General features: G+C 52.9%; 14 protein-coding genes. 2 read left to right on the plus strand and 12 right to left on the minus strand.

Annotation, left to right across the window (positions count from 1 at the left end):
* Positions 1-14 precede the first annotated feature (14 nt).
* Positions 15-6,836, minus strand: coding sequence for a linear gramicidin non-ribosomal peptide synthetase LgrA (gene lgrA / locus IRJ17_RS18555; RefSeq protein WP_242771482.1), 6,822 nt, complete (start codon positions 6,834-6,836; stop codon positions 15-17).
* A gap of 480 nt (positions 6,837-7,316) precedes the next feature.
* Here lgrA and IRJ17_RS18560 point away from each other — a divergent pair, with 480 nt between their 5' ends.
* Positions 7,317-8,252, plus strand: coding sequence for an ABC transporter ATP-binding protein (locus IRJ17_RS18560; RefSeq protein ID WP_242771484.1), 936 nt, complete (start codon positions 7,317-7,319; stop codon positions 8,250-8,252).
* A gap of 1 nt (position 8,253) precedes the next feature.
* Positions 8,254-9,018 (plus strand): ABC transporter permease, encoded by a 765-nt coding sequence (locus IRJ17_RS18565; RefSeq protein WP_122963285.1) that lies wholly within the window; start codon positions 8,254-8,256, stop codon positions 9,016-9,018.
* A 125-nt stretch (positions 9,019-9,143) separates the two neighbouring features.
* On the opposite strand, the gene IRJ17_RS18570 is transcribed toward IRJ17_RS18565, so the two are convergent.
* The 11 genes from IRJ17_RS18570 to tenA form a co-directional block, all read right to left on the minus strand.
* The gene (locus tag IRJ17_RS18570) at positions 9,144-10,694 is read right to left on the minus strand and encodes an aldo/keto reductase (protein ID WP_122963286.1); all 1,551 of its coding nucleotides are present in this window, start codon (positions 10,692-10,694) and stop codon (positions 9,144-9,146) included.
* Positions 10,691-11,482 carry a linear gramicidin aldoreductase LgrE gene (gene lgrE, locus IRJ17_RS18575; RefSeq protein WP_173595968.1) on the minus strand — a complete coding sequence of 264 codons (792 nt, stop codon included), beginning with the start codon at positions 11,480-11,482 and terminating at the stop codon, positions 10,691-10,693. The genes IRJ17_RS18570 and lgrE overlap by 4 nt, the downstream gene beginning before the upstream one ends.
* Before the next feature lie 20 nt (positions 11,483-11,502).
* Complete coding sequence (locus tag IRJ17_RS18580) at positions 11,503-12,837, minus strand: efflux RND transporter periplasmic adaptor subunit (protein ID WP_173595967.1); 1,335 nt, start codon at positions 12,835-12,837, stop codon at positions 11,503-11,505.
* A 20-nt stretch (positions 12,838-12,857) separates the two neighbouring features.
* Positions 12,858-15,977, minus strand: a complete 3,120-nt coding sequence (locus tag IRJ17_RS18585) for an efflux RND transporter permease subunit (protein ID WP_217021817.1) — start codon at positions 15,975-15,977, stop codon at positions 12,858-12,860.
* 178 nt (positions 15,978-16,155) lie between these two features.
* Positions 16,156-16,911, minus strand: a complete 756-nt coding sequence (locus IRJ17_RS18590) for a CPBP family intramembrane glutamic endopeptidase (protein ID WP_122963290.1) — start codon at positions 16,909-16,911, stop codon at positions 16,156-16,158.
* Positions 16,908-17,537, minus strand: a complete 630-nt coding sequence (locus tag IRJ17_RS18595; protein WP_122963291.1) for an SdpI family protein — start codon at positions 17,535-17,537, stop codon at positions 16,908-16,910. Before IRJ17_RS18595 ends, IRJ17_RS18590 begins: the two co-directional genes overlap by 4 nt.
* A 1-nt stretch (position 17,538) precedes the next feature.
* On the minus strand, positions 17,539-17,805 hold the full coding sequence (locus IRJ17_RS18600) for an autorepressor SdpR family transcription factor (protein WP_173596005.1): 267 nt from the start codon (positions 17,803-17,805) through the stop codon (positions 17,539-17,541).
* Positions 17,806-18,050: 245 nt separating this feature from the next.
* A complete protein-coding gene (locus tag IRJ17_RS18605; protein ID WP_122963293.1) occupies positions 18,051-19,088 on the minus strand; it encodes an ABC transporter substrate-binding protein in 1,038 nt (345 codons plus the stop codon).
* 20 nt (positions 19,089-19,108) lie between these two features.
* Positions 19,109-19,870: an ABC transporter permease gene (locus IRJ17_RS18610; RefSeq protein ID WP_122963294.1), complete on the minus strand. Its 762-nt coding sequence runs from the start codon at positions 19,868-19,870 to the stop codon at positions 19,109-19,111.
* The gene (locus IRJ17_RS18615) at positions 19,867-20,649 is read right to left on the minus strand and encodes an ABC transporter ATP-binding protein (protein ID WP_242771486.1); all 783 of its coding nucleotides are present in this window, start codon (positions 20,647-20,649) and stop codon (positions 19,867-19,869) included. The genes IRJ17_RS18610 and IRJ17_RS18615 overlap by 4 nt, the downstream gene beginning before the upstream one ends.
* Positions 20,634-21,314: a thiaminase II gene (tenA, locus tag IRJ17_RS18620; protein ID WP_122963296.1), complete on the minus strand. Its 681-nt coding sequence runs from the start codon at positions 21,312-21,314 to the stop codon at positions 20,634-20,636. The genes IRJ17_RS18615 and tenA overlap by 16 nt, the downstream gene beginning before the upstream one ends.
* Between the last annotated feature and the right edge of the window lie 5 nt (positions 21,315-21,319).

The following is a 21,319-nucleotide window of genomic DNA, read 5'->3' on the forward strand; positions in this document are numbered from 1 at the left end:
TGAGTTCCAGTTACTTACAAATCGCTAATCAAGTCCATAATGTCGTCCAGCTCACTCCGCGAGAGGTTCTTGTCCACAAAATCGCTCGGTGTCAGCTCGGTTTCTGTCTTTTGCAGGCAGTGGGCAAGCAGCGCATTCAGATGCGCTTGATAAAGCTCCAGCAGCTTGTCGATCGTCGCTTTGCGGTACTCATCGCGATGGTACTGTATGTGAATGGTCAGCTCTCCGTTGCTGATTTTGGCAAATACATCCAGTTGCTGCGTGCGCTCAGCATTTGCTCCGCGCACACTTCCCTGCGGAAGATGCGAAAGCGTGAGCCAATCGGTTTCCAGTCCGGCATCGAGCTGCTCCCATGCATGAACGACGATCTTTGGCTGGAGCGTAAAATCGTCCGGATGCTTGTGCCGAAGGTCAGTGAGCTGCTTGAGGATGGAATACCCGCTTCCTTGATGCGGAATCGCCCGCAGCATTTCTTTGACCTGCTTGATCTGCTCCCCCGGATCGCCTGACTTCGCAGCGGAGAGGACAACCGGGAACAGCGAATGGAACCAGCCCACCGTCCGCGACACATCCAAGCTTTTTGCTGCCGACTCGCGCCCGTCTTTTTCCAAAAAAACGGTGACATCGTCTGCTCTTGTCCAGTCCCGCAACGCCATGCCCAAGGCGGCCAACAAAAGCTCCTGCGCTTCCGTCTGATAGGCGTGATTGGCCTCGTGCAGCAGATTGGCTGTCTCTGCTTTCGCGAAACGAATGGCTGCTGTCGCCGTGCTTTGTTCCGTTCGGGAAAGCGGCTCCTGATCTTGTGGCAGCGGACGGGTCGGGCTGGACGCGATTTTTCTCCAATAGCCCAGTTCGCTCGTCAGCTTCTTGCTGTTGGCTGCGTTGTGCAGTTCTTCCGCCCAGCTCTGATACGAGTGGGTTTTGTTTGGCAAGGCGATTGGCTCGCCCGCAGCTTTTTGCTTGTAGGCGGTTTGGAAGTCTTCCAGAATGATCCGCCAGGAAGCATCGTCCACAACCAGCTGATGAATCGCCAGGAGCAGATGGTCGCCTGTCCTCGTCATGAACAGCGCAGCCTGCACGAGCGGCCCTTCCTGCAAATTCATCCCGGCTTGCCATTCGTTTGCTTTTTCTTCCACTTTTCCCGCTATATCCAGCTCCTCCGTACAATCAAACGCGCGGAAGCCGAACAGCTTGCCTTCGTTCCCCTGATGGAACTGGACAATCCCCTGCTCTGTCTCGCGAAAACGCATGCGCAAGGCATCGTGCTGCAAAACGAGCGCGTTCAGCGTCTCCACGACCCACTCACGCTCCAGGCCATCCCGGCAAAACAGCATCCTCGCCTGGTTCCAGTGGTGTCGATCAGCTGTGATCCGTTCAAAGAAATCGCGCTGGATCGGCGTCAGCTTGACAAGCCCCTCTACCAGTCCCTGTTCGATGACGACCTGCTCGGACGTGACGAATGGGGCAATCTGTTCAATCGTCGGGTACAGGAACAGGTGGTTGATCACCATCGTCCAATTGATCCGTTGCAGTCGGGAGGCGATTTGCAACCCTTTGATCGAATCTCCGCCCAGTTCGAAAAAGTTGTCGCGAATCCCGATCCGTTCGATTCCGAGCACTTCGCCCCAAATGTGCGCCAAAGTCGCTTCCAGTTCCGTGCGCGGCGCTGCATATTCCGCTTCCGCTTTCACACTGCCGTCCGGTTCTGGCAAAGCCTTGCGATCGAGCTTGCCATTGGCTGTGAGCGGGAACTGTTTCAGCAAAACGAAATGGGCCGGAATCATGTATTCAGGCAGTTCACGGCGAAGCAACTCGCGCAGTTGACCGACTGTCCACTCCTGTTCGGACAGCAGGTAGGCGCACAAGTACGCTTGGCCGTTTTGATCGTTTCGGGCTACGACCACCGCGTCCTGAATCGTTTCCTCCTGAATCAGCTTGCTGCGGATTTCGTCCAGTTCGATCCGGTATCCGCGAATTTTCACCTGATGGTCCATGCGTCCGAGGTATTCGATGTTGCCATCCTCGCGATAACGGGCGAGATCACCCGTGCGATAAATCCGCTCGCCTTTCTCCAGCGGATGAGGAGTGAATTTTTCTTCTGTCAGCGCTGGATTGTTCAAATACCCTCTCGCCAGACTTGCTCCTGCGATGCATAGCTCTCCTGGTACGCCGATTGGTTGCAGTTGTCCATGCCGATTGATGATATACATGCGATAGTTGGGCAGCGGCTTTCCGATTGGAACAGGACTTTCCTGCGAGCCTTTCGCGAGCGAGTAACGGGAAGCGTAAATCGTCGCTTCTGTCGGGCCGTAGATGTTTTCCAGCTTCACCTCTGGCAATACTTCGTACACTTTTGGCACGAGTTCATCCGGCATCGCTTCGCCGCAAGCCAAGATGTACCGCAAGCGATTTGCTTCTGTTCGCCCTTCCAAATACTCGACAAACGGGATCAGCATGGAGGGCACGAAGTTGATGTGGGTAATTCCCGCTCCGACTACCGCCTGCCAAATAGCCTTCGGGTTCTTTTCCGCCTCCGGTTCCAAAATCACCAGTTTGCCACGACCCGGAACCCACCCGAAAATTTCCGCGACTGAAATATCGAATATGTAGGTTGTCTTGAGCAAGAAGGCATCGTCCTGCAAAAGCGGGTACTCGTCCTGCATTCCGTGAAGCACATTGAGCAGCGCTCCGTGCTCGATCATCACGCCTTTTGGTTTTCCCGTTGAGCCGGAAGTGTACATGACATACACCAGATCGCCTGGCTGGTTGACCAGTGGCGGGTTGCTCGTATCCGCCGCATAGCTGCTCGCACTGTTCAGATCAAGGACCACTTCCGCCATGCTTGCCTTTTCCACAAACGGCGACTGTGCCAGCACCAGCTTGGCTCCGCTGTCTGCGAAAATGTAGGCGATTCGCTCCGCCGGACTGTGCGGGTCGATGGGCAAGTACGCTCCGCCCGCTTTCAACACAGCGAAAATCGCCACCATCATCTCGACCGACCGCTCTGCCATCAGCATCACGAGATCGTCAGGTTGCACCCCTTTTTCGCGCAAAGTGTGTGCCAACTGGTTGACCCGCTCGTTCAGCTCGCGATACGTCACGCGTTGTTCGCGGAAGACTAGCGCTGTTTTGTCAGGGGTAGCCGCCGCCCAATCCTCCAGCATCGACATGATCAGCTTGTTCGGATACGCCTTGGCTGTATCGTTCACCCGCAAAAACAAATCGCGTTTTTCGTCTTCCGTTACCAGTTCAAACCTTTTCACCTGTTGGTCCAGCCCGTGCACGGCTTGCAAAAGCAGGTGCTCAAACTGCGCGACCATGCGGAGGATCATTCCCTCGTCAAACAGGTGCGTATTGTATTCAAACACGATGTTCAGCCCGTTTTCCCGCTCCAGGACTTCGAGTGTCAGATCGAACTTGCTGATCCCGGCGTTTATATGGTGCATGTTGCTCTCCAGCTCGGTTTCCGGTGCGCCTTGCATCATGAACATCACATCGAACAACGGGTGACGGTTCCCTTCCCGCTTGACACGGGCAGCTTCGAGAATTTTGTCAAAAGGCACGTACTGGTTTTGCAAAGCCGGCAAAAGCTTTGCCTTGACCTGTTGCAAGTTATGTAAAAAGCTTTCTTCATGATCAATGGAGAGCAAAAGCGGCAGCGTATTGACGAACATCCCCAGCAGTTCTCGCGTATCTGGATGCTGTCTGCCGTCCGTAACGGTGCCGAGAATGACTTGATTGCTGTCGCTGTTCATTTTGGACAGCCAGATGGACACGATCGTGAGCATCAGCATGTACAGAGTCAGATCATGCTTGGCCGCTGTCGCCTTGAGCTTTCGCGTAATTTCCGGGTTCACGCGATACATCTGGATCGCTCCGTCAAACGTCAACTGCGGCGGGCGTTTTTTCGTCGGAAGCTGGACGGCGGGAAGCTCTCCTTGCAAAAGCGTTTTCCAGTACGCTATCTGCTGTTCGTATTCGTCGCTTGCGAACCATTCATTTTGCCAGCGTGCAAACGACTTGTACGTTTTTTCCACAGGCGACAACACCTGCTGTCCGAGCAAAGCTTGCAGCTCGCGCGCCAGGATCGACTTGGACAGACCGTCCAGCAAAATGTGATGGGAATCGAACCAGAGAACCTTTTTGTCCGCCGTCTCAATGACTCCCGCCCGCAGCAACGGCGCTTTCGCCAGATCGAACGGCTTGATCTGCTCCGCAAGCAAGCTTTGTACCGACTCCTCCTCGCCAGTCTGGCGCACAAAGGACAGCTCTGCCCGAGGAACAATCCGTTTTACAATCTCGTCGCCGCGCATGTGATACGTGCTGCGCAAACCTTCGTGCCGCAGCACCAGCTGCTCCAGGGCCACCCGAATTTGCTCCGTATCGACAGTCAGGGGGAAGTTGATCGTATAGACCACGTTGTAGGCAATCGACTCCACATCTTGCTGCTGGATGATGTACATTCGCTTCTCGACGGCGGAAGTCTCGTACTCCGCTTGCTCGTCCAGCTCTCGCAAAGGCTCCAGGCTCACCTGCTTTTGCTCCGTAAGCAGACGTTTCAACTGCCGGATGGTCGGATGCGTGAAAAGCTGGTCGTATCTGAGCGAAAGCCCGATGTTTTTGAGCTGGTGAATCAGCTGCATGACTTTGATCGAGTCTCCGCCTCGCTCCAGAAAATGGTCGTCGATCCCCATTTGCGGAATCCCCAGCACGTGGCTCCACACCTGTGCCAGTTGCTGTTCAAGCTCATCAGTTGGCGCGACGTAATCTTCCCCCAGCAACTCCGCATCGGCCTGCACGTCTGGCAAGGCGCGCCTGTCTACTTTCCCATTCGCGGTCAACGGGAAAGCCTTCATGTGAACAAAGTACGCGGGGATCATGTAATCGGGGAGATCGTTCCCGAGCCATTCCCGCAGCTCGCCATGCGGAATTTCTTCAGGAGCAACGTAATAGCCAACCAAGTATTTGCGCCCGTCCGCTTGCTCCTTCGCCAATACCGTTGTCAGTTCAATCAGCGGATGATTCATCAAAAATGGCTCGATTTCTCCTGGCTCGATGCGGTATCCGCGAATTTTGACCAAATTGTCCAGGCGGCCGAGAAACTCGATGTTTCCGTCAGGCAAAAAGCGTGCCCGATCGCCCGTGCGGTACATTCGCTCGCCCGTCTGCGGATGGACGATGAACTTTTCCGCCGTCAGCTCCGGGCGGTTCAAATATCCGCGCCCCAGCCCTTCCCCGACAATAAACAGCTCGCCTGCCACCCCGATCGGCTGCAACGCCAGCGCTTCGTCCAAAATCAGGATGCGGGTGCGGTCAATCGGCTTGCCAATCGGAATATTCGCATACGGCTTGTCCACCTCGAACATCGTCACCATGATGGTGCACTCTGTCGGCCCGTACCCGTTGTAGAGCTTGTACGTTCCGTTCCGCTCGATTTTTTTCAGCACATCCCCGCCCGTAATCACCACGCGAAACGACTGGTTGTCCATTTGCATGAACTGTTCAGCGGCACCCGTCGGCAAATAGCTGATCGTGATCCCTTCCTGGTTGCAGTAATCGTTTAAAGCGTCCAAATCGTACTTCCGTTCGGAAGGCACGATGTGCAGCGCAGCGCCAGCGAGCAAATGCGTAAATATATCCAGTGCAGACCCGTCAAAGGAAAAACTGGAATAAACCAACGCCTTGTCCGCAGGGGTTACGCCAAAGTACGGCCGATACCACTCGCAAAAGTTGACCAGATTGTGATGCTCGATCATGACGCCTTTTGCCAAACCTGTCGATCCTGATGTGTACATGACGTACACGAGGTCATCCGGGCGATTGACGTGCGGCAAATTGTTCGTGTTCTCGCTGTAGCTGTCAGGATCGTGCACGTCGATGATGTCGCAGGCACCGTTCGCTTTCTCCTCATGCAAAGCGTTTGTCAGCAAGATCGCGGCACTGCTGTCAGCCAGCATGTAGGCAATCCGCTCTCCCGGATAATCCGGGTCGATGGGCACATACGCCCCTCCTGCTTTCATTACCGCGAGAATGCTCACGATCATGTCCAGAGACTTGTCCAGCATGATCGCTACCTGATCGTCAGGCTTGACGCCTTTGCCCCTGAGATGGTGCGCCAGCTGATTGGCCCGTTCGTTTAGTTGCTTGTATGTCAAGGATTGGCCCCGATCGACGACAGCCACGTGGTCTGGCGTCATCTCCACCTGCTGTTCGAACAGCTGATGGAACGTTTTGTCGATCGGCTTTTCGCCCCGTTTTGGCTCTGCACAAAGCCGCTTTAATGCCAACAATTCTCGTACTGTCGTCATGTTCAGGTTTTTGTAAAAATCCCGGTCTGCTTTGAAGTGGAGCGTTCCGCCAGCAGTTTGCCGATACGGAGCGATCCGTCCATGCACGATATTTTCCCACTCGCGAATGAACAGTTCCTCGATCGCCTGATTGGCTTTGTTGTAACAATCGAGCAGAGTATCTTCGTCGGCAAACGCAATCTCTTCCTGCACGAGAATGTCGCCTGTATCTACATGCTCGTCGATGAGGTGGATCGTCACGCCCTTGGGTGTCTCGTCCCAAACGCTCCAGAAAACAGGATCTCGTCCCTTGTTCCAGGGCAAAAGAGAAGGATGAAGGTTGATGATGCGCCCGCGAAACCGGGAGACGATTTCTTTGTCCAAAATATACCCGTATGCATAGCTGACAATCCAGTCGATCTCTTGCAAATTGGCCGACTGCGCGTGCACTTTTTCCTGGCAGATGACGACTTCGTGGTGTAATGATTCCAAGTACCGTACAACTTTGTTTCCTTTGCTCATAAATGTTGTTAGGAATAGTATTCTCACAAAAACACCACCAGTACTTCCTAAAATTTCGTTGACAAAAAAGTAACTTCGAATGAAAATCTTTGGTAGATACCAATTTTGGTACTTTTTTACATAACACACAAAATCATGTTAATTTGTAAACAGTTAACGGTCAAGGTCTTATATTTGACAAATGAATGCAATCAGCGATGATAAACCTGGAAAAAACTTGATTTACGTAGGGATCGCGGCGTTTTCCGTTACGGAATAATTTGGTATAAAAATCCAAAAACCTGATTTTCTGGCTGGTTCTGCGCGCCAGAAGCTGACAGGAAAATGGACAGGCCAAACGTGGCGGAATGAGAGGAAGTGATCCAGCAAGCAATATGGAATTTTCGTGAACAATCACTGTGAAAGGAGGTTTTAGAATCGACCATCAAGAAGGAATGGTATATATGTAAAATAATTACAATTTTGTGAATGTCAAGCGAGGAAAACTTCAGAAAAAGGTGATACTTTGTGGAGCATGTAATCGAAATTAAAGATCTCAAAAAATCGTTTGGCGACAAAAAAGTTCTGAACGGTATTTCTCTCTCGATTGGCAAAGGGCGAATTTTTGGTCTGCTCGGCCCGAATGGCTCGGGAAAAACGACTACCATGCGCATCTTGTCCTGCCTCATCGAGCCTACCTCTGGGGATATCACCATCCTTGGCCGCCAAATCAGCACGCACAAAGAAGAGATTCGCAAAAAAATCGGTTGTGTCACAGAATCCCCCGGTGTTTACGACAAGCTTTCCCTGTTGGACAACCTGGAGTTTTTCGCCGCCTGCTACCAGATTCCCAAAGCCAAGCGCGCTTCCCGCATCGAATATTTGCTTCGCCAGTTCGACTTGTGGGACAGAAGAAATGATCCTGCCGGGCGACTGTCCAAAGGGATGAAGCAGAAGCTTTCGATCATTTGCGCGATTTTGCACGATCCCGAAATCTTGTTCCTCGACGAGGTGACCGCGAACCTCGACCCTGTCAGCATTCGCAAGCTGAAAGATTTGATTCGTGAATGGGCCGCCTCTGGCAAGACGATCATTTTTTGCTCGCATATCTTGACCGAGGTTGACGAGCTATGCCATGAGTTCGCCATTATCAAGGGGGAGGTCATTCGCTTGACCACTCCGCAGCAGTTCCGTGAAGAATGGACCACCTACAATGTGATCCTCGATGTCGGATCGGATGTGCAAAAGTCGGAACAGATTATCAGGGAAGCGAAGGAAGTCGAAGCCTACAAGCGTTCGGAAAATCAGTTCCACCTGAGAGTAACCGATCCGGAGACAGCCAACCCGCAGTTGATCAAAAAGCTGGTCGCAGCCGATGTCACTATCAAATACATAACGCCTCTCTCTGTTTCGCTGGAAGACTCTTACCTGAGCTTGCTCGATCAAGAAAAGGAGGCGATCTAACATGCCGACATTCGTCATTCTCCGCGAGTGGAAAGAACTGTTTGCCAACCGTTCCGTGCTGATTACGAATCTGGCCGCGCCATTCGTGATCTTGATCATGGCTTTGATCACGACTGTGTTTGCCCAAAATGGCAAGATGGAGTTCGTCCTTACCTTGATGAAATTGACTAATCCGCTGCTGAATATGGCTGGAGACGATGGCCAGATCGCGATTGCCCGCTTCTACTTCCTCCTGTTTTTGATCGTCCCGGCGATGATCCCGCTGACCTTTGCCACCACGAGCATCATCACGGAAAAAATGACAGGGACATTGGAGAGCGTGCTGGTCACTCCCATCTCGACCAAGGAGTTCTTGCTCGGCAAAATTCTTGCCTTCGCCTTGCCGTCCGTTGCGCTGACTTGGGTCATCCAGCTCATCTTTTTAGGCTTCATCTTTGCGAGCTTTGACAACGCCAGTACCCATTTTTCCATCGTTTTCATTCTCGCGATGATCCTGCTCGTCCCGTTTGTCTCGATCATCAGCTTGTCCTTGAGTGTCGTAGTTTCCTCCAAAGTGGACAACGTCGCAGCAGCGCAGCAATTCGGTGCCTTGCTTGTACTGCCGATCATCGGACTCGCCATCAGCCAGGTGATTTTCCTCTCGATGATGAGCAATCCGCTGATCTATCTGGGCCTGGTGACAGGATGTGCCGTTCTCGCCCTGATTACGTTCCAGATCAGTGTCAAGCTGTTTGACCGCGAGCATATCATCAGCAAGTGGAAATAGCGAAAAAACCGCCTCCTGCAATCGTTGCCGTCCGCGATTGCAGGAGGTTTTTTCGTGCTCCCGCTTTTTCTTGCCATGCGAAAAAGGGCTACCCGAAGGCAGCCCGCAGTCGGCTACATGATTCGTTACCTCGCGCCAATGACGGCTTTGAGCGTCTGGGTAATCGTGTGCCAGTCTTCTTCTTGCATGTGCGAATCCAAAGGTCTTTGCAATTCCGTCAGCACATCATCCACATAATGCTCCCGTCTCATGCCTACGAGGACGCTGTGTACCTCTGGCGTAGCGCGCATCGTACGGATCGCCGTCTGGCTCAGCGTATCCGTAGCCACGAGATGCGGCCGCACTCTCGACAGCTCTGTGCGGATGTCTTGCGCCCGCTGGTAGTCTTTCGGCGTATAGTAGTTCTTCAACGCCTGGGCGGCTTCCGTGAGCGCTTCCTTGTATGTATCCAACCAGCGCAGCGTCTCTTCGCCTCCCCCGCCATGCTTCTCGATCGTTTTGCGAATATCCGTAATGACGGGATCAAACAGCATCGTTTGCACGTTGTTTACGTTTGCCGAGGAGTACAGCTTCTTCCAATACTTGCGCAGCATCGCGCCAGCTGATACTTTTTTCTTCAGCTCTTTCACTTCTTCTTTTTCCATTTTCAACGCAGGCAAAATGTGATAGACGATATGATCCTCCACATCATCCACGCGATCCAGGCAAGCTTTGATTTGCTGGGTCGCTTCCTTCTCGTCGATGACCGTGTTCTGATCCAGGCGAATGTCTGTCAGACGGAAAATTTTGTCCTTCGCCGTGACGTCGAGCGTCCGGTTGGTCATCACTCCGAGTGCTTTTTCCTTGGCAAACAGCAAGGCACTCTTGCCCTGCGCATGGCTTTTTTCCAGCAAGGCACCCGACTCGTACATGTTCATCGGAAACTGGATCACGCGAAAATGGTGGTTCGGCGTAATCGCCTCCGCTATCTCCCAGAGCGTATCGAGCGCAACAAAGTCAAATTCCTTTGGATTGCTGCCAAACGAGTTGGCACTGACTCCGTAGCATTGGATTCGCCCTGCCTCGACTTCTTGTTCCAAGTGGCGAAAAGCTTTCCCGATTCGCTCCAGCAGCTCTTCGTACGCTTCCTGCTGCTTGATTTTGTTCATTTTCGCCCACAACATATACCATTCCGGATTGTGCAGCATGTAACAATCGATCATGTCCAGCTGCAAACGCTCCAGGCTGCGCGTCAGCTGATCTCTCAAATACTCGGGATGGATGCAAATCGACATCCCTTCATGTACGGTCGTGAAGTCCTGGTACGGCTTGCCTTCCGCCGTCCGCTTCATCGTCTCTTCAGAGTCCTCGCCGACCACAATGCCTGCCTTGGATACGATCACAAGCTCTTCCCGCTTGATTTTTGCTTCCTCCACAAGCTGTTTCAGGACGCTGCCGATGACTTTCTCCGCGCTGCCGTTCGCGTACATGCTGCTGGTGTCGATCAGGTTGATTCCTTCGAGCAGCGCTTTGCGCAAGGCGTGCTGATACTGTTCGTCCTGTTCATCAATGCGATACGTTCCGAATCCGACCTGGCTGATCCAAACCTCGAAGCTGCCAAACGGCTTGTAAGCCAGATGCGGATTGGCTTGTGCCAGTCGCTGTGTCCCTTCCAGTGTCGCTTTTCCTGTAATCATCCGATCCCCCTGTACCCAACCAGATAGCTTTGTAATGTTGATTCGATGATCGCCAAAAGTTGTTCCTGTTCCGAATGGAGAAAGAAATGGTCGCCTTGCAGCATGTGCATCTGGAACGAAGCACTGGTGTGCTTTCTCCATGCTTCCATGTGCGCCACGGTAATGTCGGGGTCCTGCCAACCGCCAATCGCCGTCAATCCGCAACCGAGCGGCTCTTCCTCCTGGTATTGATACTGCTCGCAGATGGTGAAATCTGCCCGCAGCATCGGCAGAAGCATTTGCAAGATCTCTTCGTTTTCCTCGTTTTCAAAAAGCTCCTTCGGCGTGCCGTTCAGCGTGCGCAGCCCTTTCAGAAACTCGGCGTCAGGCAAGTGATGGATCGCTTCACCCGGATCAGGCAGATGGGGCGCATGCCGTCCTGAAGCGAACATATGCCGCGGCTTGATACCGTACTGGTTACGCAAATATCTGGCCAGCTCGAAGCTGACCAGCGCTCCCATGCTATGTCCAAAAAAGGCAAACGGGCGATTCAGATGGGGCAAAAGCGCTTCCGCCAGCTCGCGGATCATCACGGACAAGTCGGTGTAGTACGGCTCCATAAACCGATTGCTCCTGCCTGGCAGCTGCACGGGGCACACCCCGATCTGCACAGGCAGCTTTTTTTGCCACTCGCGATAGATGCCGGCATGTCCGCCTGCATAGTGAAAGCTGAATAAAAGCACCTCTGCCTCCGCCGTCATTTTCGGGGAAAGCAGCCAACGGCTCGGGGAAACGTGTGTCTTTTGCATAAGAGATCCTCCTTGGATTGCTAGGGAACGATGTTGATTTTTGCGCCGTCTTTCAACTGGGACTGGCCTTTGATCACAACTTTGTCTCCCTGCTTCACACCAGACTCGATCAACGTCATCTCTGTTCCTTTCAGCGCGATCGAGATTTCCTGTTCGGCCACTCTTGTTTCATTCACGACGTAGACGACCGACTTCCCATTTCGCTCCACAATCGCGTCGGTTGGTACGAGAATGCCAGCCTGTCCTTTTTTCGCAGACACTTCGGCCTTCATCCCGGGAAGCAGCGTGCCTTTCGGATTCGGCACTTCAATTTCCACAGGGAATAGCCTTGATTGCTCAGAAGCGCTCAGGCCGACGTAGGAGACACTTCCCTTGACCTTGACGCCCTGGGACGGGACTTGCAAATCCAGTTGCGTGCCTTTTGGCAAGCTGGGCAACGCTTTTTCGGAAACGTTTACCTTCACAATGACCGGATCGAGGTTAATGATCGTCGCAACAGGCTTTTGCAGGGTGATCGTATCCCCTTCCTGCACGAGGATTTCCGTGACAATGCCGTCGACGGTAGCCTTGATCAGCGTGTTGTCCAAAGCATTTCGGGCGATATTCACCTCGGCTTGCCCCTGCTGGACATTGGCTTTCGTGACCCGCCCGTTTTTATCTGCCTGATTCACCTGTGTGCGGGCATTGTTCAAAGCTGTTTCCGCCTGATCCAGCTGGCTCTGGTACTGATTTTTCGCCTGCAAAAACGCATTGTGGGCGTTTTCCAGCTCGCCCTTCGACATGGCGCGCTGCTCATACAGCTTTTTGGCCCGGTCGTAGTTCGCCTGTGCCAGCTCCATTCCTTGCGCAATCGAACCTTTTGCATTCGCATACGTTTGTTCCGCCAGCTTCAACTGACTTTCGGCCAGTTGCGTGGACGTTCCCATCCGGTTTGCGCTTTCCAGATTGGCTTTGGCGACGGCCAAGCTCGCTTCTGCCTGTTGCAGCCTGAGCAGCGCCTCGGTATTGTCCAGCTTGGCGATGACTTGTCCTTTTTTGACGGCGTCCCCTTTTTTCACGAGGATTTGCGAGACGGTCCCGCTCGTTTTGCCGAGGATGCTCACATCCGTATTCGCGAAAATTTCCGCCAGCAGCTTGTCCGACTCTTTCAGCTCGCCCTCCGTCACTTCCGCTACTTTGACGTCGAGGGAATTTTCCGCTTTGATCATCTCGATCTCCGTACCGGACGGTTTTTCGCTTTGCGCCTGTCCTTTGCTGCTCTCTTCTGTTGCCGTGCTTTGTGCATTGCATCCTGTGATGATCGCAGCTCCGATCAGGCAAACCACACCTGCGTTGATTAGCTTCCTTTTCTTCATTCCCGAAAAGCCCTCCGTCTCTACCCAGACTTTTTCATATCGCGTAAACTTCGCAGCACTGAAATAAACATATCCTCACCTGGCTCCATATCTGGTTCTTGGGTATCAGGAGTAAAAAACTCTTTTTTGATCCGGTACAACAGTTCATACCCGATCGGAACGACGATCAAGGTCAGGATCGTCGAAGTAATCAGCCCGCCGATGACGACAATCGCCAAGCTTTTCGTCATCAAGGCCCCTTCTGAAAAGCCGAGGCAAAGCGGCAAAAGGGCACAGACTGTCGCAACTGCCGTCATGACAATCGGACGCAAGCGTGTCAGGCCCGCTTGGACAACCGCCTCGCGCATGGAAGCACCCGCCAGCCTCCGCTGCTGGATATTGTCCACATAGACGATCGCGTTGGTCACAACGATGCCGACGAGCATCAAAAAGCCGATGAGCGCCGTCGCATCGAGAACGGAGTCTGTCACGAACAAGCCGAACAAGCCGCCAATCGCAGCCAATGGCAGTGACAGCAAAATGGCAAGCGGCGCCGTCGCATTGCCAAACGTGATCAGCATGACGACGTACACGATGAAAATCGCAGCGCCGATGGCGAGCAGCATGTCTTTGAAGCTCTTTTCCATGTCGCTTGAGACGCCTTCGGATGACAGCGTGACGCCGTTCGGCAGCTTTTCCGCTTTGAGCATGGCAAACAGGAAACTGCTCGCGCCGCCTTTGTTATCGCTCGTAATATCAGCCGTAATCTGCACGAATTGTTGCTCATCCTTGCGATTGATCTGGGACTGCACTTTTTCCTGATCGATCTCGACGAAGTCCAGCAGTCGTACTTGCTGTTTGCTCGGCGTTTGAATGTAGACGTTTTTCAGCTCATCCAGCGTTCTCGCGTGATTGTCGCTCAGTCCAAAGGACAGATCGTAGTCTTTTTCGTTGATTTTGATTTTTCCGATTTTCGTGTCCGATACTAGGAGGTTCACTTCTTGCGCCACCTGGATCGGCGAGATTCCCAGTTCTGCGGCCGCGTCCCGGTTGACCTTGATGACGATTTCCTTGTTCACGTCGTTCAAATTGTCGCGCACGTTGGTCAACAGCGGACTTTCCTTCATTTTGGCCTTGACGATTTCGCGCGCCTCTTTCAACCGTTCCAGGTCCGGCCCGTGCAGGATGAGCTTGAACTGATTGCTTTCATTGCTGCCCGGCTTGGTCAACACCATTTCGGTTCCGATCGGGATATCGGGCTTGATGATGCCCTCCCATTTTTTAATGGCCTGATCGAGGTTCACGTCATCCCCTGTTTTGATCAGCAGAACGGCTTCGTTCGTCCGGCGGATGTCCGCTTCCTCTTCAGAACCAAGGCTGCTCTGTATCGAAGCGACTTCCGGCTGTTCGCGCAATTTGGCTTCGATCTGACTGATCGTTTGGTCGAGGGTGTTGAGCTGGGTCCCTTTTGGCATCGTTACTTGAACGAATATGTATTTGGCTTCCGAGTCAGGCAGCAACCCGTATTTCATATAAGGAAGCAAGGCCAGACTCGCTACGAACAGAACAAAAGACAAAAGTCCGACCGCTGGCTTGTGGTTGAGCGACCAGTGAAGCAGCTTCCGGTACAGACCGGTCCCTTTGCCCGGCTCATGCTCCTTGATATTGCGATTTTTCAGGATGATGAGCTTGGCCAGCAGCGGAACGATCGTCACGGCCACCAGCAACGAGGCGAACAACGAGCAGACGACGGTCAGGGCAAATGGCCGGAATACTTCTCCAATCATCCCGCCGACAAACACAATCGGCAAAAATACGGCAGTGGTGGTAAACGTCGATGAGGTAATCGCGTGGAGCATTTCATGGGTAGCCATCTGAATCAGGCTTTCTTTGCGTTCCTTGTTCAACTGCAAATGGCGGAAAATATTTTCGATCACGACGATGCTGTCATCCACGACCCGCCCGACAGCGACTGCCATCCCGAACAAGGTAATCATGTTGAGCGTGATCCCCATCCAGGACATGAAAATCAGGCTGACCAGGATCGAGGTCGGAATGGAAACGAGGACGATCATCGTCGCTTTCACATGGCGCAAAAACAAAAGGATGATCAGGGACGCCATCACGGCTCCGAGCAACCCTTCCTTGAGCATGCCGTTAATCGAATTTTTGATATCGAGGGACGTGTCGTAAATCGTGGTAAAGGTCAAATTTGGGTACTCGGCTTGCAACCGGGCTATTTTCGCATGGATCGCATCGCCTGTTTCTACCGCATTGGCGTCCCGTGTTTTGTAGATGTTGATGCTGATGCCATTTTGGCCGTTAAAACGGCTGATCGAGTGAGCTACCTGGTCAAAGCGGACGTCCGCGATGTCGCCAAGCCTGACGTAAGCAAGCCCGTTTTTCGGATCTCCCGGGAGAAACAGCTTGGTGTCGCGAATATCTTCTACATGGAGGTAGCGGCTTACGACGCGAATGATCCGTTCTTCGCCGTCTTCGGTGAGCGTCCCGATCGGCATCGCCACGTGGCTGTCGAGCAACAGCTGCTTCAACTGGAGCGGAGAGATTCCGTAATAGTTGAGTGCATCGACGTTCGGCAGCACTTTCATTTCTTGCCCTTGCCCGCCGACTGTCGACACTTTATCGACTCCGGCAATGCCTTCCAGCTCTTTTAGCACCGACTCCTTTACTTCGCTGTCAAAGGAGTCCGATCCGCTGTTTTGCTCCTTGTCTGCCACATACAAATAGTAGACAGGCTGACTGCTGAATCCTTGGATCATGACTTGCGGTCGGCCTGCTTTGGCGGGAAGCGAGATGCCGGAGACTTTTCGTTCCAGCTCATCCCGGACAGCCTGTACGTCCGAGCCGGTCTCCAAATAAATTTTTAGCACGGAGCTATTGCTGTTCGAGTAAGATTCCAACGCCTTGATGCCTGATACATGACCCAGCTCTCGTTCCAACGGTTTCGTCACATCATCCAGAACGTCTTCCGGCGATGCCTCCGGGTAAGGAGTGCTGACAAGAAGCACAGGAAAAGACACATCCGGCATGTGCTCCACCTTGAGAGACATGGCAGCAACGATTCCACTTATGACGACCAGGAGGCTGATAATGATGATTGCTGTCGAGTTTCTAAGCGAAAAATTCGTGAGAAAGCGCAAGGAATGCCCCCCTTATTGCTAATAAATTCCAATTACTATATTACGCTTAAACGATTTCCCTTTTCAATAAATTTCCATTAAAATTAAAAATTGCTTTTCATTACCTTTCAAAAAATTGTGCGTTTTGGGCAATGCTGCCCCTTCTCCCACGGCATTGCCCAAAAACAATCCCGCTCCCTTAGCTTAAAAAGCCGTGCAGCAGGATATCCCCGATCGCGTGAGCAATCATCGCATACTCCAGCCCGCGCTTCCAGTAAAGGTAGCCAAACAAAATTCCCGCCACTCCGTTAAGCGCGATAGTGCGAATGAACAACAGCGGAGTAATCTCGCCAAAATAAGTGGCGGCCGCTGGCAGATGGCCTAGCCCGAACAAAAAGGCTGCACCGACAATTCCGATCCAGTACATCCAAGCCTTGGGCGAGGAGTGACGCCCAAACAGCTTGCTCAAAATCCAGACGATCAGCGTCATCATGAACAGCCGCACCATGACTTCCTCGTACACCCCGCCCTGGATGGAGGTGAGGACACCTGCCCAAATTGGCGTATTCAAGGCTTGTGCCTTTTCCGTGAGAATCGGCAAGAGCGGTTGGAAAATCAGTCGTTCCAGCAGGTAGATCATGAACGTCCCGAGCAGCCCGAAAATGACCGCTTGCACGATGCCTTGCCTGTTAAAGGTCGCACCGCCAGTTTTGTACATCCAATTTCGCAGGATCGGAGCATCGAGTCCGACCTTTCCTGCCAGCGTCAGTCCAGCCCATGCCAGCAAAAACGCCGAGATGCTGCCCTGCACGACAAACAGCACGATCACGGCGGGCAACGGCAGCGGCACCACAGCGAGCGCATCCCCCACCATCGCTAACAAATAAGGCGTAGCCGCGATAAAACCGATCGCACTGATCCCTGCCAAGAGCAAGGCAATTTTCACATTTTTCATCGTACTCTCCCCTTCCGGATTTTTTTGGCGAAGTAGTAGCTGCTCCCGATAGTGATCACAATCGTCGCCACGACGACCAGCAGCAGCGCAAACGAGTGGATCGGCTGCGGCAAAAAGGCAGTGAGGACAATGAGAATCCCGCCGAGGAAAAACACGCGGGAACCGAAATGATGCGTCATTTTCCACACTTGTTCACTGCCCAGCGCCCATGGCGTGCGTATGCCGATCAAATAATTATGGCGAAAGCGCGGCATGAAATTGCCCATCGTGATAAACAGAACGCCCAAGATCAGCGTCACAAAAATGGATATGTTTACCATATATCCGTAACCATATGCGATGATCAAACCGTGGATGACGAGAAGCGCAAACATGAGCGTATTCAAGATCGCGTCTTTGCTGCTCTCGAACTTTTGGTAGTTCTGCCTGCGCCAGAGCGAGGACACGAAGATAACGACCATCATGATCGGAACAAACGATACACCCAACAGTTTGGGGGCAAACCCATTCGGCTCGCCATTCATGCCCCAGTGAATGGTCATTTTGTCAGGCATGGATGGGTAACAGATCAGTCCCATCGCCACGCTGATCAGAAAAAACAAAATCGTCAAACCCGAGATTTTCATGTTATGACTCCTCTTTCGCATGAAATTGGATGACCCATTTCAAGAGATCTTGAAACACGGTGGTATTCAAGGAATAATAGATGTTTTGGCCTTTTCGCTCGTCGAAAACCATCTCCGCCTGTTTCAACAGATTGAGGTGATGGGAAATGCTCGGTTTCGTCATTGCAAAATGCTCGGCGATTTCGCCAGCCGTCATGTCTTTCTCCCGCAACAAGTCAAGCATCTTTCTCCTTGTCGGATCAGACAGCGCCTTAAACGCATGATTCATGGACATAGTTCATCGATCCTACTTTCGGAACATCTTTATTAGATATTTAGAAATTTATCGAAACAACTAACCAAAAAATACCATGGAAAATATACCCAGTCAATAGGTAAAAAGATTCTCATTATCCATAAATTGTATGTTATAACTGCACAAAAACCCCGATCATCCAGCTTCCTGCGGGAACGAAGCATCGTTCCAGGAAGTTGGACGGTCGGGGTTTTACCGTTTCCTTCTGCGCTTATCGCTTATTTCACCAGATCACGCATGATGTCTTCCACTTTCACATCGGTCGTGATCAGCTTTTCTTGTTTCATCCAGTCGATCAGCGTCTGCCACGACTCGGCTGTCATCGCACCGAACTTTTTGTCGCCTGCGTCCATCAGCGGGATCAAAATATCGAGGCTTTTTGTCTCGATGTCTTTTTCCAGCGGGAACTCCGCGGCTTGTTTGGCGAGCAGCAAATCGAGCGCTTTTTCCTTGTTGTTTTTCACGTAGTCTTGCCCTTTGGCAATCGCGCGCAGGAAGCCTTCTACAGCCTGTTGCTTTTTGCCCAATGTGTCGTCGCTCGTAGCCAGCACAAGCTCATAATAGTCCGGCACGCCGAAGTCGGATGGCTTGATCACATTGACAGGCACACCGTTTTTCTCCAAAATGAGCTGCTCGTGATTGATGTAGCCGCCTACTACCGCATCGACCTTCTTCGCGGTCAAAGCCGGAACGATGTCAAAGCCAATATCGGTGAAGGACAGGCCGGAATCGTCCGCGCCAGCGTGCTTGACGACTTGGCGAACGATCGACTCGTCGAGTGGAATGGACGGATAGCCGATATTTTTGCCCGCCAGCTTTTGCGGACTGTCGATCTCGCCGTCTTTGCGCGTCATGATTACATTCAATGGATGGCGAACGAGCGCCGCTACAGAAACGACGGGAATGCCTTCCGCGCGCGCCTGAATGAGCTGCGGCTGGTAGCTGATCGCCAAATCTACTTTTCCTGCTGCCGCCATTTTCAGCGGATCGTTGCTGTCAGAAGGCATTTGCAGGTTGACCTTGAGGTTTTCTTCCTTGAAAAAGCCTTGTTCCTCTGCGGCGTACAAGAAAGAGTGCACGGCGTTCGGGTACCAGTCGAGAGCTACTGTCAGTTCGGCAGGCTCTGCCGCTTTTTGTCCCGGAGTAGCTGTTTCCGGCGCAGTCGTGCCTGCTCCGGACTGATTGCCGCACGCAGCAAGCCCGGTGGCAAGCGTCAGTGCCAAAAGCGTTTTGGTCCATGTACGAATTGGTTTCATCGTTGTTCTCCCTACTTTTCTCACTTGGATGATTGGTGTTTATTTTTTGTGTGCGGGGAAAGCTGGCGCTCGATCCGGCCGACGAGCCAGAACAGGAGCATTCCCAGGACAGACAAGAGCAGCACAGAAGCGAACAAAGCTGGCGCCTGAAAATTGCCGGACGCCCGTCTGCCGAAGTAGCCAAGCCCTTCGCTCGCCCCCAGCCATTCGCCGATGGTTGCCCCCGCGACGCTGTAAGTCGCGGCTACCTTTAATCCGCTGAAAAAATGCGGCAGGCAGGACGGCAGTTGAAGCTTCGTGAATATTTGCCAGCGGTTGGCGCCCATCGTCTTGATCAGCTGCAGCATCTCTTGATCGGTGGAGCGCAGACCGTCATACGTGTTGACGACGATCGGAAAAAACGTAAACAAGATCGTCACCGCGATTTTTCCCGATAAATCGTACCCGAACCATAAAATAAATACGGGTGATAATGCTATAATTGGGATCGTTTGGGATATGACGATATACGGATAGACCAGTCGTTCGATCAGTTTGCTCATGCTCATGGCAAAAGCCAGCAGCACACCAAACACAATCGAGACGGACAGCCCGAGCAGCACTTCTTTCAAGGTCGCCCACAAGTGCACACCGAGCAGCGACTCGCGCAAATCCCAAAGCGCCACAACAACCGTGCTTGGCGGCGGCAAAATGAACGGAGGCACGGCAAATATGCGGCAAACGGCTTCCCACGCGGCGAAAAAGATCGCGATGGAGATGCCGAACCAAATTCCTCTGCTCATCTTGCCTCCCTCCCCAGCAATTGTAGCTTGGTCTGCTCAGCTCGCAGCAAGCCCCAAATTTCTTCGCGCAAAGCCAAAAAGGCTGGTTGATTCCTGCTCGTGACAGAGCGAGGACGCGGAATGGTGACATTCAACTCTACGGGTGTGCGGATCGGCTTGCCGAGCAGGACGATCACACGGTCTGCAAGCAGGATCGCTTCGTCGATGTCATGCGTAATCATCAGCATCGTGCTGCCTGTTTCCTGCCACTTGTCCATCAGCCACTCCTGCATGTCCAGGCGCGTAATTCCATCCAGCGCACTGAACGGCTCGTCGAGCAGCATGAGATCGGTACCGGACAGCAAGGCACGCAAAAAGGAGACGCGCTGCCGCATGCCGCCGGAAAGCTGGACCGGATAGGCATCCGCCCAATCTTGAAGTCCGTACCTGGGCAGCTCCTGCCGCACCCGCTGCTGCGCTTCCTTTTTGGACATCCCTTTGATTTCCAAGGGCAACGCCGCATTTTCCACAATCGTGCGCCACGGCATGAGCAAATCGCGTTGGGGCATATAGCCTACTTGCCCCAACCGCTCGTCCATCCGTGCCTCCCCCAGCCGGATTTCTCCCTGGTCAGGCTGCAAAAGTCCTGCGATCAGCTGGAACAACGTGCTTTTTCCGATCCCGCTTGGCCCGATCATGCTGACGAACTCGCCTTTTTTCACCCGCAGATCAAAATCTTCGAGAATCGGCGTATGGCTGTACGAAAAGCGGACTTGGGAAAAAGCTAGTTGATCGCGCACGGCCACATTTCCTCTCTATAGGCCATATCCCAGAACATGTACTCCATCTTGGACGTATTGACGAAATACTCTTCCAGTCTCGCCAGCTCCTGCTCGTTTTTGCCCTCTGCCAGCTCGTTCATGATGTCGATCAGCCAGATTGCCAGCTGACCGAACTCATCCGAGCTGTACATGCGCACCCACTCGCCATAAAGCTCGTGATCGACTGCCCCTTCGACCTGGGCCAATCGCTTGCCGATCTCCCAATAGCTCCACGTGCACGGCAGCAGCGAGCTGACCAGTTCTGCCAGCGAGCCTTGATGCGCGACACGCAGCATGTAGCTGGTATAGCCGAGCATGACAAAAGACGGCTCTGTCGCTTCCAGCTCTTCGCGGGAAATTCCGAAGCGCGCTGCGTATTGGCGGTGCAGCTCCATTTCCGTGTTCAGCGTCGACTCCTGCAAAGCGGCGAAGCGCGCGCTTGTTTCCAGATCGTATGCTTTCACGCTTGCGAGCGCAAACATTTTGGCGTAGTCGATCAGGTAGATGTAGTCTTGCTTCATGTAAAATTTGAATGCGTCCACTGGCAATGTCCCGTCACCAAGTCCGGTAACAAACGGATGCTGGTGAACCTGCTCCCAGATCGGAGCCACACTGCGCAACAAACGGTCTGTAAAAGTCGCCATGCTTC

Origin of the sequence: Brevibacillus parabrevis (genome assembly GCF_022701015.1) — a bacterium.
GTDB lineage: Bacteria > Bacillota > Bacilli > Brevibacillales > Brevibacillaceae > Brevibacillus > Brevibacillus parabrevis.